At 71.9% G+C, this 14,002-nt stretch carries 13 protein-coding genes; 7 read left to right on the top strand and 6 right to left on the bottom strand.

The window, feature by feature from the left end; genetic code table 11:
- Positions 1-17: 17 nt before the first annotated feature.
- The 3 genes from F9C11_RS38460 to F9C11_RS38450 all read left to right on the top strand — a co-directional run bounded on the left by F9C11_RS38460 (position 18) and on the right by F9C11_RS38450 (position 3,859).
- On the top strand, positions 18-2,192 hold the full coding sequence (locus tag F9C11_RS38460) for a bifunctional SulP family inorganic anion transporter/carbonic anhydrase (RefSeq protein ID WP_409182253.1): 2,175 nt from the start codon (positions 18-20) through the stop codon (positions 2,190-2,192).
- An 85-nt stretch (positions 2,193-2,277) separates the two neighbouring features.
- Positions 2,278-3,003 carry a dethiobiotin synthase gene (gene bioD, locus F9C11_RS38455; protein ID WP_409182252.1) on the top strand — a complete coding sequence of 242 codons (726 nt, stop codon included), beginning with the start codon at positions 2,278-2,280 and terminating at the stop codon, positions 3,001-3,003.
- A 256-nt stretch (positions 3,004-3,259) separates the two neighbouring features.
- Entirely contained in the window at positions 3,260-3,859 is a 600-nt protein-coding gene (locus tag F9C11_RS38450; protein WP_409182251.1) for a DUF2567 domain-containing protein, read from the top strand.
- 219 nt (positions 3,860-4,078) lie between these two features.
- On the opposite strand, the gene F9C11_RS38445 is transcribed toward F9C11_RS38450, so the two are convergent.
- Complete coding sequence (locus F9C11_RS38445; RefSeq protein WP_409182250.1) at positions 4,079-4,795, bottom strand: LON peptidase substrate-binding domain-containing protein; 717 nt, start codon at positions 4,793-4,795, stop codon at positions 4,079-4,081.
- A gap of 43 nt (positions 4,796-4,838) precedes the next feature.
- Positions 4,839-5,492 carry an NUDIX domain-containing protein gene (locus tag F9C11_RS38440; RefSeq protein WP_255409883.1) on the bottom strand — a complete coding sequence of 218 codons (654 nt, stop codon included), beginning with the start codon at positions 5,490-5,492 and terminating at the stop codon, positions 4,839-4,841.
- 135 nt (positions 5,493-5,627) lie between these two features.
- Between F9C11_RS38440 and nadA the strand changes: the two genes are divergently transcribed.
- The 4 genes from nadA to F9C11_RS38420 all read left to right on the top strand — a co-directional run bounded on the left by nadA (position 5,628) and on the right by F9C11_RS38420 (position 10,406).
- Positions 5,628-6,638: a quinolinate synthase NadA gene (gene nadA, locus F9C11_RS38435; protein ID WP_037809568.1), complete on the top strand. Its 1,011-nt coding sequence runs from the start codon at positions 5,628-5,630 to the stop codon at positions 6,636-6,638.
- Complete coding sequence (locus F9C11_RS38430; RefSeq protein ID WP_409182249.1) at positions 6,635-8,284, top strand: L-aspartate oxidase; 1,650 nt, start codon at positions 6,635-6,637, stop codon at positions 8,282-8,284. The genes nadA and F9C11_RS38430 overlap by 4 nt, the downstream gene beginning before the upstream one ends.
- The gene (gene nadC / locus F9C11_RS38425; protein WP_409182248.1) at positions 8,281-9,174 is read left to right on the top strand and encodes a carboxylating nicotinate-nucleotide diphosphorylase; all 894 of its coding nucleotides are present in this window, start codon (positions 8,281-8,283) and stop codon (positions 9,172-9,174) included. The genes F9C11_RS38430 and nadC overlap by 4 nt, the downstream gene beginning before the upstream one ends.
- Before the next feature lie 62 nt (positions 9,175-9,236).
- Positions 9,237-10,406, top strand: a complete 1,170-nt coding sequence (locus F9C11_RS38420; protein ID WP_409182247.1) for a S8 family serine peptidase — start codon at positions 9,237-9,239, stop codon at positions 10,404-10,406.
- A gap of 182 nt (positions 10,407-10,588) precedes the next feature.
- On the opposite strand, the gene F9C11_RS38415 is transcribed toward F9C11_RS38420, so the two are convergent.
- The 4 genes from F9C11_RS38415 to F9C11_RS38400 are packed head-to-tail and all read right to left on the bottom strand — an operon-like array spanning position 10,589 to position 13,948.
- Positions 10,589-10,966 carry a hypothetical protein gene (locus F9C11_RS38415; RefSeq protein WP_409182246.1) on the bottom strand — a complete coding sequence of 126 codons (378 nt, stop codon included), beginning with the start codon at positions 10,964-10,966 and terminating at the stop codon, positions 10,589-10,591.
- Positions 10,963-12,240, bottom strand: coding sequence for an alpha/beta hydrolase (locus F9C11_RS38410; RefSeq protein ID WP_409182245.1), 1,278 nt, complete (start codon positions 12,238-12,240; stop codon positions 10,963-10,965). Before F9C11_RS38410 ends, F9C11_RS38415 begins: the two co-directional genes overlap by 4 nt.
- The gene (locus F9C11_RS38405; RefSeq protein WP_409182244.1) at positions 12,237-13,568 is read right to left on the bottom strand and encodes a WXG100 family type VII secretion target; all 1,332 of its coding nucleotides are present in this window, start codon (positions 13,566-13,568) and stop codon (positions 12,237-12,239) included. The genes F9C11_RS38410 and F9C11_RS38405 overlap by 4 nt, the downstream gene beginning before the upstream one ends.
- Positions 13,565-13,948 (bottom strand): hypothetical protein, encoded by a 384-nt coding sequence (locus F9C11_RS38400; protein WP_009074866.1) that lies wholly within the window; start codon positions 13,946-13,948, stop codon positions 13,565-13,567. The genes F9C11_RS38405 and F9C11_RS38400 overlap by 4 nt, the downstream gene beginning before the upstream one ends.
- Positions 13,949-14,002 lie beyond the last annotated feature (54 nt).

Here is a 14,002-nt window from a genome sequence, read left to right as displayed (position 1 = left end):
CCGGTTTCCTGGTCGGCATGAGACGACTTGCCGTGCTTCGCCACGACGTGCCCGCCTCGCTCGTGGTTTTCCTCGTCGCGGTCCCGCTTTCGCTCGGGATCGCGCTCGCGTCCGGCGCCCCGATCGTCGCCGGGCTGATCGCCGCCGTGGTCGGAGGGGTGGTCGCCGGCGCCCTCGGCGGCTCTCCGCTGCAGGTCAGCGGGCCCGCCGCCGGGCTGACCGTGCTGATGGCCGAGACGATTTCGACCTTCGGCTGGGCGGTCACCTGCCTGATCACCGTCCTCGCCGGGGCGCTGCAGATCCTGTTCGGCCTGAGCCGGGTCGCGCGGGCGGCGCTGGCCATCTCGCCGGCGATCGTGCACGGGATGCTCGCCGGCATCGGCGTCACGATCGTGCTCGGCCAGCTGCACGTGCTGTTCGGCGGGAAGGCGCAGAGTTCGGCGCTGGAGAACATCGCCCAGCTGCCCGCGCAGATCGCCGCGCACCACGACGCCGCCGCGCTGATCGGAATCCTGACCCTCGCCATCCTGCTGGCGTGGCCCAAACTTCCCGCCGCGGTAAGGAAAATCCCCGGCCCGCTGGCGGCGATCGCGGTCGCGACGGGCGTGTCCTTGGCCGCCGGGATGACGCTGCCGCGCGTCGAACTGTCCGGCGACCTGCTGCAGGTCCGCTTCGCCCCGCAGCTGCCGGACGGCGGATGGGGCCAGGTGGCGGTCGCGGTCATTACGATCGCGCTGATCGCCAGCGTCGAGAGCCTGCTGTCCGCGGTCGCGGTCGACAAACTGCAGAACGGCCCGCGCGCCGACCTGAACCGCGAGCTGATCGGCCAGGGCACGGCGAACATGGTGTCCGGCGCCCTCGGCGGGCTTCCGGTCACCGGCGTGATCGTGCGCAGTTCGACCAACGTCGCGGCCGGGGCGCGCACGCGGGCGTCGGCGGTCCTGCACGGCGTGTGGGTGCTGGTGTTCGTGGTCGCGCTCGCCGGGGTGCTGGAGTCGATTCCGCTGGCCGCGCTGGCCGGGCTGCTTGTGCACGTCGGCGCGAAACTGGTCAATCCCGGCCACCTGCGGCAGGTGCTGCGACACGGCGATCTGCCGCTTTACCTGGTGACCGTCGCCGGGGTCGTCGTGTTCGACCTGCTGACCGGCGTGCTCGCCGGGATTGTGCTGGCCGTGTTGCTGATGCTGCGCCGCACCGTGTGGTCGGGCGTACATGCCGAGCACCACGGCGGCGAATGGCGAGTGATTGTCGAAGGCGTGCTGACGTTCCTGTCGGTGCCGCGGCTGACGAAGGTGCTCGGCACGATCCCGGCGGGGTCGAAGGTGACGCTGGAACTGGTCGCCGACTACCTCGACCACGCGGCGTTCGAAAGCCTCTCCACCTGGCAGCAGGCGCACGAACGGACCGGCGGCACGGTGGTCGTCGACGAGATCGGGCATCCGTGGTTCGCCAAGGGCAAGGAAGGCCGTCCGACGCTCCGGCGCACCGCGGCGGCCGGCGCGATGCCGAGGTGGCTGGCGCCGTGGTCGGCCTGGCAGGCCGTGGACGTGCGGGTGCCCGGCCAGCGCACGCACCGGGGCGCGACCGAGTTCCAGCGCCGGGCAGCTCCGCTGCTCAAGGACGTCCTCAGCGGGCTCGCGCACGCGCAGCAGCCGCACACGCTGTTCATCACCTGCGGCGATTCCCGGATCGTGCCGAACCTGATCACCACGTCCGGTCCGGGCGACCTGTTCACCATCCGCAACATCGGCAACCTGGTGCCGCCCGGGCAGGCCGATCCGTCGACCAACGCGGCGATCGAATTCGCGGTCGGGGTGCTGCAGGTGCGGGAAATCGTGGTGTGCGGGCATTCGTCGTGCGGTGCGATGGGCGCGCTGGCCAGCGGTCCGCCCGCGGACACCGCGCTCGCGACCTGGCTGGTGCACGCCGAACCGAGCCGGAAGCGGTCCGGTCCGGTGACTCTCGACGGGCAACGGCCGGAGCGCGAACCGGACCGGCTGGCGCTGCACAACGTCCTGCAGCAGCTGACGCATTTGCGGCAGTACCCGCTGGTCGCCGAGGCCGAAGCCCGCGGCGAGCTGGCGCTGACCGGCTTGTACTTCGACGTGGGCGCGGCGCAGGTGTACCTCGCCGACCCGGCGAAGGGGGAGTTCGTGGCCGCGGGAGCGCCCGCGGCGGCCCCGGCCGGCTGACCCGGGCCCTCGCGCGCGCCTCCGGGTGCGCGCGAGGGCGCCCCGAGTGTTGACATCGGGGGGCACGGCAATATCTTGATGGCTCGTGACGACGCTCGTGATAACCGGAACTGGGACCGACGTCGGCAAAACGGTCGCCACCGCGGCGATCGCGGCGCTGGCCCTCGCGCAGGGACAACGCGTCGCGGTGCTGAAGCCCGCACAGACCGGCGTGGTCCCCGGCGAGGCAGGCGACCTCGCCGAGGTGGTGCGGCTGGCGGGCAAGGACCTGACGATCCGCGAACTGTGCCGCTTCCCGGACCCGCTCTCGCCGGAAGCCGCTTCCCGGCGGTCCGGGCTTCCCACGGTGGGCCCCGCCGAGATCGCCGCCGCGGCCAGCGAACTGGACGCCACGCACGACCTCACGCTGGTCGAGGGCGCGGGCGGGCTGCTGGTCCGGTTCGACGCGGAGGGGAGCACGCTGGCGGATGTCGCGTGGTCCTTGGGCGCGCCGGTGGTGCTCGTCGCGCAATCCGGGCTGGGGACGCTCAACGTCGCCGCGTTGACCGCTGAGGTGGCCACCCGGCGGGGCCTGAACGTCGTGGGCGTCATCATCGGCTCCTGGCCCGCCGACCCCGATCTGGCGTCGCTGGAGAACCTCCAGGACCTTCCCGTGGCCGCCGGCGCCCCCTTGCTGGGCGTTCTCCCCGCCGGACTGGGCTCCGCAGATCGCGAGTCCTTCGCCGAACAGGCCCGCCGAGGCCTGTCGCCCTGGTTCGGCGGCGAATTCGACCCAGAAGCCTTCACCGCCGCCGCCAACACCCACAACTAACCCCGACTACCCCGGTCGGTGCTCCGCAGGGCCTACCCGCCCACCCCCGAGAAATCGCCCCGGTTTCTGGACTGAGCGATCCGATCGGCCCCCCGGGCCGAGCGGATCGGGAGGGAAGAAACCGGATGAAGGCGATTTCTCCGCCGCGACGAAGTCGCGGCCATCAGACACCGCGACGGAGTCGCCGCGGTCGGGCACCATTACTCTCAGTTCCGCACACTCGCAGGGAACGCACGCGTAGGGAAGGGAGCCTCGGGTGGTCGATTCCGCGGGCAAGGCGGCGCATCGGTCTTCGGCGGCGGCTGAGGGGTGGTCGGTGCCGGTGTTGTTTCCGCCGCGGCGTCCGAGGGTGGTGGTGAAGGCTGATCTGCTGCCCGCGGTGAGTGTTCTTTCGACTGCGGCTTTGCTGGGGATTCCGCTGGGCTGGCTGTGGTCTGTGCTGGCTCCGGCGGAGCGGGTGCGGGTGATCGGGACCACTGGCCAGCTGGCTCCGTTGGAGCTGGAGAGCTGGCATCGGTTCGACGATCTCGCGGTGTTCGGGTTTTTGGCGATGGCCGCCGGGTTGCTGATCGGGCTCGTGGTGTGGTTCTTGCGGGAGCGGCGGGGGCCGGTGGTGCTGGTGGCTGCCGCAGGCGGGGCGTTGCTCGCGGCTTGGCTGGGGACGCAGATGGGGCCCGCGTTCGCCAATGCGAAGTATTCGGTGGATGCTCCGCCCGCGTTGGGGGCGGTGGTCGAGCAGGCGCCTCGGATCGAGACGGGGTGGGTGGTTTTGGCCGCGCCGTTGGTGACTTGTTTGGTTTATGCGTTGATGACGGCGTGGAATGGGCGGGAGGATCTTGGGCGGCGGCTTGGGTGAGGTGCTGTTCGGGGTTCGGCTCGTCGCCTGGCGGCGACATTGCCGGGTTTAGCGGGTGCGTTGGCCCCCCGATTTTTTAGTGTGACTACGGCGCTGGGGTGCTTGTCAAGGCGGGAAAGATGCCTTGACAAGCACCCCAGCGCCGTGTTTTTGGCTTTGTATCGGGGGTGGGGGAGGGGTGGGTGCCTCGCTTGTTGGGTGCACCGGTGCTGAAGGGCGCTAGTTCAGGTCTGCTGGTTTGGTGAAGGTGGCCAGTTCTGTGGGGGGCAGCGGGACTGCGCCCAGGGTTTCCAGGAAACCTGCTTCTCTCGTTAGCAGGCGGCAGACTATGCGCAGGCGGCGCAGCGGGTTGGTTTCCTCCAGCAGCAGCTGCCGGTCTTCCAGCGGGAGCAGGCAGTCGGCGGCCAGTTGGTAGGCGAGTTCGCCCAGGTCGGCGTCGTCGTGGGGCGGGTGCCAGTCGTCTGCGTGCCAGGCGGCTTCGCAGTAGCGTTCGTGGGCGCCTCGGGCCACGTCGGCCAGTTGGCGGGCCGTTGCTTCCGCCGCGGCGGGGACTGGGTCGTCCGGGAGCCAGTCGACCACGGCCATCAGGTACGGCGCGGACCCTCGGTGCAGTTCGCGCAGGCGGAAGCGGCGGGCGGCTCGGGTGACTACGTCGTAGCGGCCGTCGGGGAGGCGTTTCGCTTCGCGCAGGATCGTGCTGCAGCCCACGCCGTACACATGGTCCAGACCACTGACCTCGCGGACCAGCGGGGCGCGCAGGGCGACTACGCCGAATTCGTGCTCCGGGACGTTGCCGGTGACCAGGTCCGCGGTGAGCTGCCGGTAGCGCGGTTCGAAAATGTGCAGCGGCAGGTGGGTGCCGGGGAGCAGCACTGTTTGCAGCGGGAACAACGGCAGGGTCGCCGTTCCGCTGGGGCACTGCTCAGGCTCGGTCACGGCGTCCACGGTACGGGCTGCGGAGCCCCGCCGCAGTTCGTGTTTACCGCCGCGGCGGGGGTTTCAGGACCGCGAAAGGGTCGGTGATGTGCATGTCTTTCGCGGCGAAAGAAAACAGCGCCGCAGGTCGTCCGCCGGTCCGGCCGGGGGGTGCGGTGTGGCCGGTGGGGACCAGCAAGCCGCGCCGTTGGAGCACGCGCTGCAGGTTCGTCGCGGACACTTTGTAGCCGAGCGCGGCGGAGTACAGCCCCCGCAGCGCGGAGATGGTGAATTCCTCTGGGGCCAGCGCGAAACCCAGGTTCGTGTAGCTCAGTTTCGACCGCAGCCGGTCGCGGGCGCGCAGCACGATGGCCTCGTGGTCGAACGCGGTGCGCGGCAGGGCGTTCACGTCGTGCCATTCGGTGTCTTCCGGGACCGCCGGGTCGACATCGGAGGGGACCAGGCCGAGGAACGCGGTGGCCACCACCCTGGGGCCGGGGACGCGGTCGGGGGCGCTGAAGACGGCGAGCTGCTCCACGTGCTTCAGCTGGCGCACGTCGACCTTCTCCGCGAGCTGCCGCCGGATGGAGGTTTCCACGTCCTCGTCGGGGCGCAGCCGTCCGCCGGGGAGCGACCAGCGGCCCAGGTGCGGATCGAGCGCTCGGCGCCACAGCAGCACCCGGAGTGTGTCCGAGCGCACTTGAAGGACTGCCGCCAGAACCTCGTGGGCGAGGGGGGCTCGGGTGTTAATATGGCTTCGCACGGTTTTCGATTATAAGGCGAAAACCGGGATGGGGAGGAACCGGGGTCGGCTCCGGTTCCGAGGCCGGCGATTCTCGAGAGGGCCGAAGACATGACCACCACGCTTGACCAGGATCTGACCCCCTACGGCGGGGTCGAGGCGGACGCCGACTGGGCCGCCCGCGTGCGGGAACTCGCCCGCAAGCGCGACGCGGTGCTGCTCGCGCACAACTACCAGGTCCCGGAGATCCAGGACATCGCGGACTTCACCGGCGACTCTCTGGCGCTCAGCCGCATCGCGGCCAGCAGCGACGCGTCCACGATCGTCTTCTGCGGCGTGCACTTCATGGCCGAGACCGCGAAGATCCTGGCCCCGGAGAAGACGGTGCTGATCCCGGACGCGCGGGCCGGCTGCTCGCTCGCCGACTCCATCACCGGCGCCCAGCTGCGCGAATGGAAGGCCGAGCACCCGGGCGCGGTGGTCGTCTCGTACGTGAACACCACGGCCGAGGTCAAGGCCGAGACGGACATCTGCTGCACGTCGTCGAACGCGGTCGACGTGGTCGCCTCCATCCCGGCTGACCAGGAAGTTCTCTTCCTGCCGGACCAGTTCCTCGGCGCACACGTCAAGCGCGTGACCGGGCGCGAGAACATGCACGTCTGGGCTGGCGAGTGCCACGTGCACGCCGGCATCAACGGGGCCGAGCTGGCCGCGCGCGCCGAGGAAAACCCGGACGCCGACCTGTTCATCCACCCCGAATGCGGCTGCGCGACCTCGGCGCTCTACCTGGCAGGCGAGGGCGCGGTGGCCCCGGAACGGGTCAAGATCCTGTCCACCGGCGACATGGTGCACGCGGCGCGCGACACCAAGGCGACCTCGGTGCTCGTGGCCACCGAGATCGGCATGATCCACCAGTTGCGCAAGGCCGCGCCGGAGATCGACTTCCGCGCGGTGAACGACCGGGCGTCGTGCCGGTACATGAAGATGATCACCCCGGCCGCGCTGCTGCGGAGCCTCACCGAGGGCGCGGACGAGGTCCACGTCGACCCGGAGACGGCCTCGCGGGCCCGGGCGTCGGTGCAGCGGATGATCGAAATCGGGCAGCCCGGCGGTGGAGAATGAGCGGCCTAGTTAACGCCGAAGAGGCGAAAACCGCACCGGAACCGCGTTGGGAAGCGCGGGCCGATGTGGTGGTGATCGGCAGCGGCGTGGCGGGGTTGTCGGCAGCGCTGCGGGCTCGCGAACTCGGGCTGCACGTGCTGGTCGTGACCAAGGCGGCGGTCGCCGACGGCAACACCCGGTGGGCGCAGGGCGGCGTGGCCGTGGTGCTCGACGGCGAGCGCGACGAGGGCGACACGGTCGAGAAGCACACAGCGGACACGCTCACCGCCGGAGCCGGGCTTTGCGACGAGGACGCCGTGCGGTCGATCGTCGGCGGCGGTCCGGCGGCGGTCACCGAGTTGCGGCAGAACGGCGCGGTGTTCGACCGCGGAACGAGCGGGCTGTCGCGGGCTCGAGAGGGCGGGCACAGTGCGTTCCGGGTGATCCACGCGGGCGGCGACGCCACCGGTGCGGAGGTCGAGCGCGCGCTGGTCGCGCAGGCCGGGGAACGGCGGATCCCGGTGCTGGAGCACCACCTCGCGGTCGACGCGCTGCGCACGTCCGCGGGCGAGGTGGCCGGCGTGACGGTGCTGGACCGCAACGGCGTGCCGGGGGTCGTGCGCGCGTCCGCGGTGGTGCTGGCCAGCGGCGGGTTCGGGCAGCTGTACCAGGCGACGTCCAATCCGGAGATCGCGACCGGCGACGGGCTGGCGCTCGCGTTGCGCGCCGGTGCGGCGGTGGCCGACCTCGAGTTCGTGCAGTTCCACCCGACGGTGCTGTACACGCCGGGCGCGCGCGGACGGTGTCCGCTCGTCACGGAGGCGGTGCGCGGCGAGGGCGCGACGCTCGTGGACGGCGCGGGCGCGTCGGTGATGGCCGGGGTGCATCCCCTCGGCGATCTGGCTCCGCGCGACGTCGTGGCGGCGGCGATCACCCGGCGGCAGGCGCTGGCTCCCGGTGGCATCGACGATCACGTTTTCCTTGACGCCACGGGCATTCCCGGCTTCGCGAAGCGGTTCCCGACCGTGCACGCGGCGTGCGCGGTGCTCGGGATCGATCCGGCGGTGGACGCGATCCCGGTGACGCCCGCGGCGCACTTCGCGTGCGGCGGTGTGGTGACCACTGTGGACGGACGCTCGACCGTGCGCGGGCTGTACGCGGCTGGCGAGGTCGCCCGGACCGGGTTGCACGGGGCGAACCGGCTGGCGTCCAACAGTCTTCTCGAAGGGCTGGTGGTCGGACGGCGGGCCGCGGAGGCGGTCGCCGCGGATCTGGCCGCCGGGTTGCTGCCGGATCCGGCGCGAGGGCGGATTCCGGAAAGGACAGTCGCGCCGGCGGCGGAACGCGATGTGCTGCAACGGGTGATGAGCCGGTACGCGGCGATCGGCCGGGACGCGGACGGGCTCGCCGCGGCGGGTTCGGCGCTCGATTTGTCCACAACGGACAGTCCGTTGTGGACGCACGGCGCGGTGGAGGACGCGGCGCTCACCGTGGTGGCGCAGGCGTTGCTCGCGGCGGCGGAGCGGCGGACGGAATCGCGGGGATGTCACGTGCGGACGGACTTCCCGGAGCGGGACGAACGGCTGCGGCGGAGCCGGCTGATCCGGCTGAGCCCGTCGGGACAGCCGGTGCTGGTCGAGGCGGCGTCGTTGGAAGGGGTGGCATGAGCGGGGAATTTTCCGAAGCGGTCAAGCAGGCGCTGGTGGTGGACGGGCTGGACGTCGCCGATGTCCGGCGGGTCGTCACCACCGCGCTGGAAGAGGATTTGCGGTACGGGCCGGACGCCACGACGGCGGCCACGGTTCCGGCGGACGCCCGCGCGGTGGCGGAGCTGACGCCGCGCGTCGCCGGGGTGGTGGCCGGAATTCCGGTGGCGCTGGCGGTTTTCGACCAGGTGCTCGGCAGCGACTACGAGGTGGTCTCGATCCGCGAGGACGGTTCGCCCGCCGTCGCCGGGGAGCCGGTGCTCGTGCTGCGCGGCCCGGTGCGCGGACTGCTGACCGCGGAGCGCACGGCGCTGAACCTGTTGTGTCTGCTGTCCGGAGTGGCGACGGCGACCGCGGCGTGGGTGTCCGCGATCGAGGGAACCGGCGCTGCGGTAAGGGATTCGCGCAAGACGACGCCGGGATTGCGGCTGCTGCAGAAGTACGCGGTGCGGTGCGGCGGCGGTGTGAACCACCGGATGGGGCTCGGCGACGCGGTGCTGATCAAGGACAACCACGTGGTCGCGGCCGGTTCGGTGACCGCGGCGCTGGCGGCGGCTCGCGAGCACGCGCCGCAGCTGCCGTGCGAGGTCGAGGTGGACGATCTGGCTCAACTGGACGAGGCGCTGGCCGCTGGGGCGGACGAGGTGCTGCTGGACAACTTCACGCCGGAGGAGTGCGTGAAGGCGGTCGCGCGGCGCGACGAAGTGTCGCCGAAGACGCGGCTGGAGTCGTCCGGCGGGCTGACGCTCGAGGTCGCGCGGCCGTACGCCGAGTCCGGGGTGGACTACCTCTCGGTCGGCGGGCTCACGCATTCCTCGCCCGCTCTCGATCTCGGGATGGACTTGCGCTGACCCTGTCGCCGCGGCCCGCTCTCCACTAGAATCTCCTTGTCCGACAAGGGGAGGGGGCCGCGGTGCGGGGAATTGCCGCCGGAGCGGTGGCAGCGCTCGTGGTGCTCGGCCTGCCCGCCGCGGCGACCTCGGCCGGGGCCGCCTCGTGCGCGAATCCGTCCGGTCCGTACGCCGGGGCGGTGTCCTGGGGGCAGCGGCTGGTCAACCCGCCGCGGCTGTGGGCGCTGACCAGGGGCGAGGGCCAGACCGTCGCGGTGATCGGCACCGGTGTCGACAAACAGAACGCGCAATTCGGGCCCGGGCAGGTGCTCGGCGGCGCCGGCACCGCGGATTCCGACTGCGACGGACGGGGCACGATCGCCGCGGGCATCGTCGGCGCGCAGCCGGCGAACGAGACCACGTTCACCGGCGTCGCGCCCGGCGTGAAGCTGCTTCCCTTGCGCTACACCGAAAGCAACGGTTCCTCTTCGGACGGCGGCGGCGATCCCGGTGCACTGGCGGGCGCGATCGACACGGCGGTCGACCGCGGCGCGGGAGTGATTCTCGTGGCGGTCCCGGCGGGATCGGACAGCCCGGCGCTCGGCGCGGCGCTCGACCACGCGAAGTCGCGCGGGGCCGTGGTGATTTCGGCCGCGGCGGCCACTCAGCAAGGGGCGCATACCTATCCGACGGCTTCGAAGGGCGTGCTCGCGGTCGGCTCCACGGACGAATCCGGCGCGCCAGTGCAGACCGAAGCCGGGGATTACCTCGGAATCGCCGCGCCCGGCGCGAATCTGGTGAGCACGTCGGCGGGCGGCGGGGGCGCGCTCGCGCACCGGTGGCCGATCACCGACCCGGGCCTGGCCGCGGCTTACGTCGCCGGAGTGGCCGCGCTGGTTCGCTCGGCGCATCCGGAACTGAAGGGCGAGGAGGTGGTGAACCGGTTGATGCTGACCGCTTCCCGCCCGCCGTCCGGGGCGCACGATCCGCGCCGGGGCTGGGGAATGGTCGACGCTTACGCCGCGGTGTCGTCGACGTTGCCCGCCAACGCACCCGGCCCGAGCGCGGCGGCGGCGCGGACCGAGCTGCCCGCGGTGGCTCCGGCCGCGGCACAAGCCCGGCCGACGTCCGATGTGGCGGCGGGGGTCGTCGCGGTGGGCGGGGTCGCGGTGGCTGCCGCGGCGGGGATCGGCGTGGCGGCGTTCCGGAGGGGGCGTCGGCGCGGGTGGCGGCCGTCGCGGTTTCGGGCCTGAGTGCGGTGGTCGGGGGTTGTGAGTGGCGGTCCCGGTTCTAACCGTGATTGCCGCTCACGAGGCGGCTGGGGCTGGCGGGCGCGGGGCAGCGGGGTGGGGCGGGTGCGGCTGCGGGTTCGGGGGTCGTGAGCGGCGATCCCGGTTCTAACCGTGATTGGCACTCACGAGGCGGTGGGGCGGGGCTATTCGGGTGGGACGCTTACTAGGCGGGTCGAGCCGATGATCGCCACCCCGCGGCCGTCGCGGGCGATGTGCACGCTGAAATCCGCGCCGTCGCGGGAAAAGCGGGCGATCACCTCACGGTAAGTGCTGCGGTCGTACCATTCCCAGCCGGCTGTTTCCAACGTCGGCCGTACCGCTTCGGTCAGCACTCGCAACGCGGCGGGACTGTTCTCCAGCCGGACTCCGTACTGCCAGCACACCAGTTGTCCCGGCCGGGCGGGATCGCAGTCCAGTTCACCGTCCACTGTGGGCAGTGCGCGAGACCCGAACGCGGCGGCCACGCTGTCGATGACGTTCGTCAGATCGGCGGCCAAATCCTTCAGCTCACGCGTGATCACGGCAGCACCGCCGGGACCGGCGCGGGCGCTTCGGTGACGTGGCCGCCGGTGAGCACGCCGTAGATGTTTTCCCACGAATCCGAACCCGGCTTGAGCACGCCGCTGTGCGAGGACAGGCCCCACTGCACGTTTCCGGCGGCGTCGCGGCCGGTGGTCAGTTCGGTGACGCCGGGGAAGGTGTCCGGGTCGGCGCCGTGGCCGATGCCGGTCCATTCCAGTGCCCCGGCGTTGCCCTGGGCGAGAACGATCGGGTCGAGCGGTGCGGTCATCGAATACCGCTGCACGCCGGCCTGGCTCGGCGGCAGGTCCGCTGGGCTCCATACGCCGTGTCCCATGCCCGCCGACTCTACGTGCAGCACCCGGTCCACTGGCAAGCCTTGCTGGTCAGCGAGCCCGACGGTGGCGCCGCCGTAGCTGTGGCCGATCGCGGTGATGGTGGCCGCTCCGCCGGTCTGGGCGTCGACCTGGCCGCGCAGTTCGTCGCCGAATGCCTTGAGGTTCGGGGCCATCGTCTGCGCGTAACCGGCTTCGGCGCCCTCGGTGGTGACGTTCTGCGGGAAGACCCCGTCGGCCCACACGACCATCGCGGTCCGGCCGCTCGGGTCGGCCGCGACGAGGCTGCGGCCGAGGTCGGCGTAGGACTGGAAGGTGTCCATCCGGGTGTGCACGCCGGGCACGAACAGCCCGACGTTGCGCGTGCCCGGCTGGATCGAGCCGACCAGTTCGGCGATCCGGCCGTTGCCGGACGGATCGAACCGCAGGATCTGCCGGTGGTCGTCGACAATGCTTTGGTACAACGCGATCCGCCGCTTCGAGCGGGCGATGGCGTCCGGATCGGACAGTCCGGCGAGGCGGGTCCGTTCGGCGGCGAGCGCGTCGGAAACCTTCATCCGGTTGGCCGCGATGGTCCCGGCCCAGCCGCCGCTGCCGGCGGATTTCCCGGCAGCCGGAATCGGGTCCTCGGGCAGGAGCGAGCGGTACATCGCCGCCACCTGCTCGTCGGCGCGCCGGTAACCCGCCGACGAAGCGGTGAGGCCGTCGCGAAGGACCTGGGCGCGGACGACGCGCTGGTCGACGTCCGCGGCGAGTGCGCTGAGCGTTTTCGCCAGCCCGGCAGCACAGCCGGACGACGCGGACACCTGGCCGAAGGCCGTGGCGGGCACTTTTTCGCCCGCCACGGACTGCTGCGCGGCCCGGAGCGCCCCGGCCCGAGCGTCCAATTCGGACGCCGCGGTGGCGAGTTTCGCCGGGGCGACCCGGTAGCCGTCGGTCACGGCTGGTCGGCCGGCTCTTCGCCGACGACCGAGGGCGCGACCGGAGCCTGCTGGCCCCACACGTTCTCGGTTTCGACGAGCCACGCCGGAATCCGCCGTCCGGAGCCCAGGTCGGCGCCGGCGCCCATGCCCATCGGCATCATGGGCATCATCGGCATGGCGCTCTTGGCCGCCGCGCCCGCCGCTCCGGCGGCTCCGCCCGCGAGTCCGCTGAGGACGTTCGACGGGGCGTTGCCGGCCAGCCCGGAGTGCGCGGCCGGAGCTTCCCCGGAACCGCTGAGGCCGCCGCCGGACGGAATGCCGCCGCCGTCGATCGACGGGGCTTCCCCGCCGCCGACCGGGATTCCTCCGCCGCCCCCGCCCGCGGGACCGGCGCCGCCGCCGAGCTTCACTCCCGGCGGGAGTTCCGGCGCCTTGTCCTTGCCGTCCTTGTCTTTGTCCTTGTCCTTGGCGCCGCCCGAGGCCCACGACGGAACCTTCGGCATGATCGAACCGAACCGGCCGAACGCGGCCGCCGACGCGGCGGCGAGACCGGCGGTGAACATGTCGCCGAACAACGGGCTGCCCGCCGTCTGCGCCGGGTGCCCGGGCTGGGACCCGGGGACCTGCGTGCCGTCGGTGGGCAGCGGGTGCGAGTCGACCGGGGCGCCGACCGAGGTGCCTCCGTCCGGGCTGTTGCCGATCGGGCCGGTGGCGCCGCCGGTGGAAGCGCCGCCGCCGGGGACCGGCTTGGGCGGGGGAGCGGCCGCGTTCGGCGACACCGGGATCGACTCCTCGGCGGTGTCGTAGTTCGTCGCGAGGTTGTTCATCACGACGATCGCCTTCGCGTGCGCGGAGCCGGCGGCGTTGGCGGCCTGTTGCTGCGCTTCGACGTTGGCGATCGCCTGCTGCCGCTGCTGGGTCGCGGCGATGATCGTGGCCGGCGGGGCGTCGGGGGGAAGCAGCGGCGGGTTGACCGCCAGCGCGACGTCGGCGGGGGAGACGTCCGGCACCGCGACCGGCGGCGGCATCTCGGCCTTCGCCTTGGCCAGCGCGTCCGCGGCGTCCTCCAGCATGTCGCGCATGCCCTGCGCGGTGACCGCGACCTTGCGGATGCCGCCGACCAGGTCGGTCATCATCGTCCGGTACTGGTCGGCCGCGCCGCCGGTCCACGCGCTGGAGAAATCGGTGAGCTGGTCGGACAGGTTCTCGGCCTGGTCGTACAGGCCGCGCGAGGCCGAGTTCCACTGTTCGGCCGCGGTGCGCGCGGTGGTCGGGTCGCCCGCCTGCAGCATCGCGTAGAGCTGCTGGTGGGTGTAGCCGGCGAAGTTGGTGCGAGGGCCGCTCATGCGTTCTTACCCCCTGAAGAATCGAGGCCCAGCAACGAAAAAAGCGGGTCGAGCAGACCGGTCTGCTGACCCGAGCGGTGCAGGTCGCCCGCGACCGACTGGTCGGCCTGGGCGTATCCGTCGGCGACGGTGGTGGTGACGTCCTGCGCGAACGTGATCGCCCCGCGGACCTGCTCGAGCAGGCCCTGCATCTCGGCGACCGCGGCGCGGTGGGCGTCGGCGAGCGAAGCGGCTTCCCCGAACTCCCCGAACAGCAGCGGATGCTCCCCGAGGGTGCGCAGGAAGTCGTTCGGCCGGGACATCGCGTGGATCTGGGTTTCCAGCTCCCGGACGAAGTCCGTCAGCGATTCCAGGTGGACGTAGTACGACTGGTCGGGCATCGGCCGGTGACCTCTCGTGCGGCAGGACGCGGGAAAGCCGGCCGTCCGGAGCGG

The sequence above is a fragment of the Amycolatopsis sp. VS8301801F10 genome (assembly GCF_046195355.1).
In the GTDB taxonomy this organism is placed as follows: Bacteria; Actinomycetota; Actinomycetes; order Mycobacteriales; family Pseudonocardiaceae; genus Amycolatopsis.
The sequence above is the reverse complement of the archived record's forward strand: the minus strand, read 5'-3'. Positions and strand labels throughout refer to the sequence as shown.

Excerpts from the sequence above, each read along its gene's own strand:
- F9C11_RS38460 (WP_409182253.1), top strand. The coding sequence starts at position 18 with ATGAGACGACTTGCCGTGCTTCGCCACGACGTGCCCGCCTCGCTCGTG.
- nadA (WP_037809568.1), top strand. The coding sequence starts at position 5,628 with ATGACCACCACGCTTGACCAGGATCTGACCCCCTACGGCGGGGTCGAG.
- F9C11_RS38430 (WP_409182249.1), top strand. The coding sequence starts at position 6,635 with ATGAGCGGCCTAGTTAACGCCGAAGAGGCGAAAACCGCACCGGAACCG.
- nadC (WP_409182248.1), top strand. The coding sequence starts at position 8,281 with ATGAGCGGGGAATTTTCCGAAGCGGTCAAGCAGGCGCTGGTGGTGGAC.
- F9C11_RS38405 (WP_409182244.1), bottom strand. The coding sequence starts at position 13,568 with ATGAGCGGCCCTCGCACCAACTTCGCCGGCTACACCCACCAGCAGCTC.
- F9C11_RS38400 (WP_009074866.1), bottom strand. The coding sequence starts at position 13,948 with ATGCCCGACCAGTCGTACTACGTCCACCTGGAATCGCTGACGGACTTC.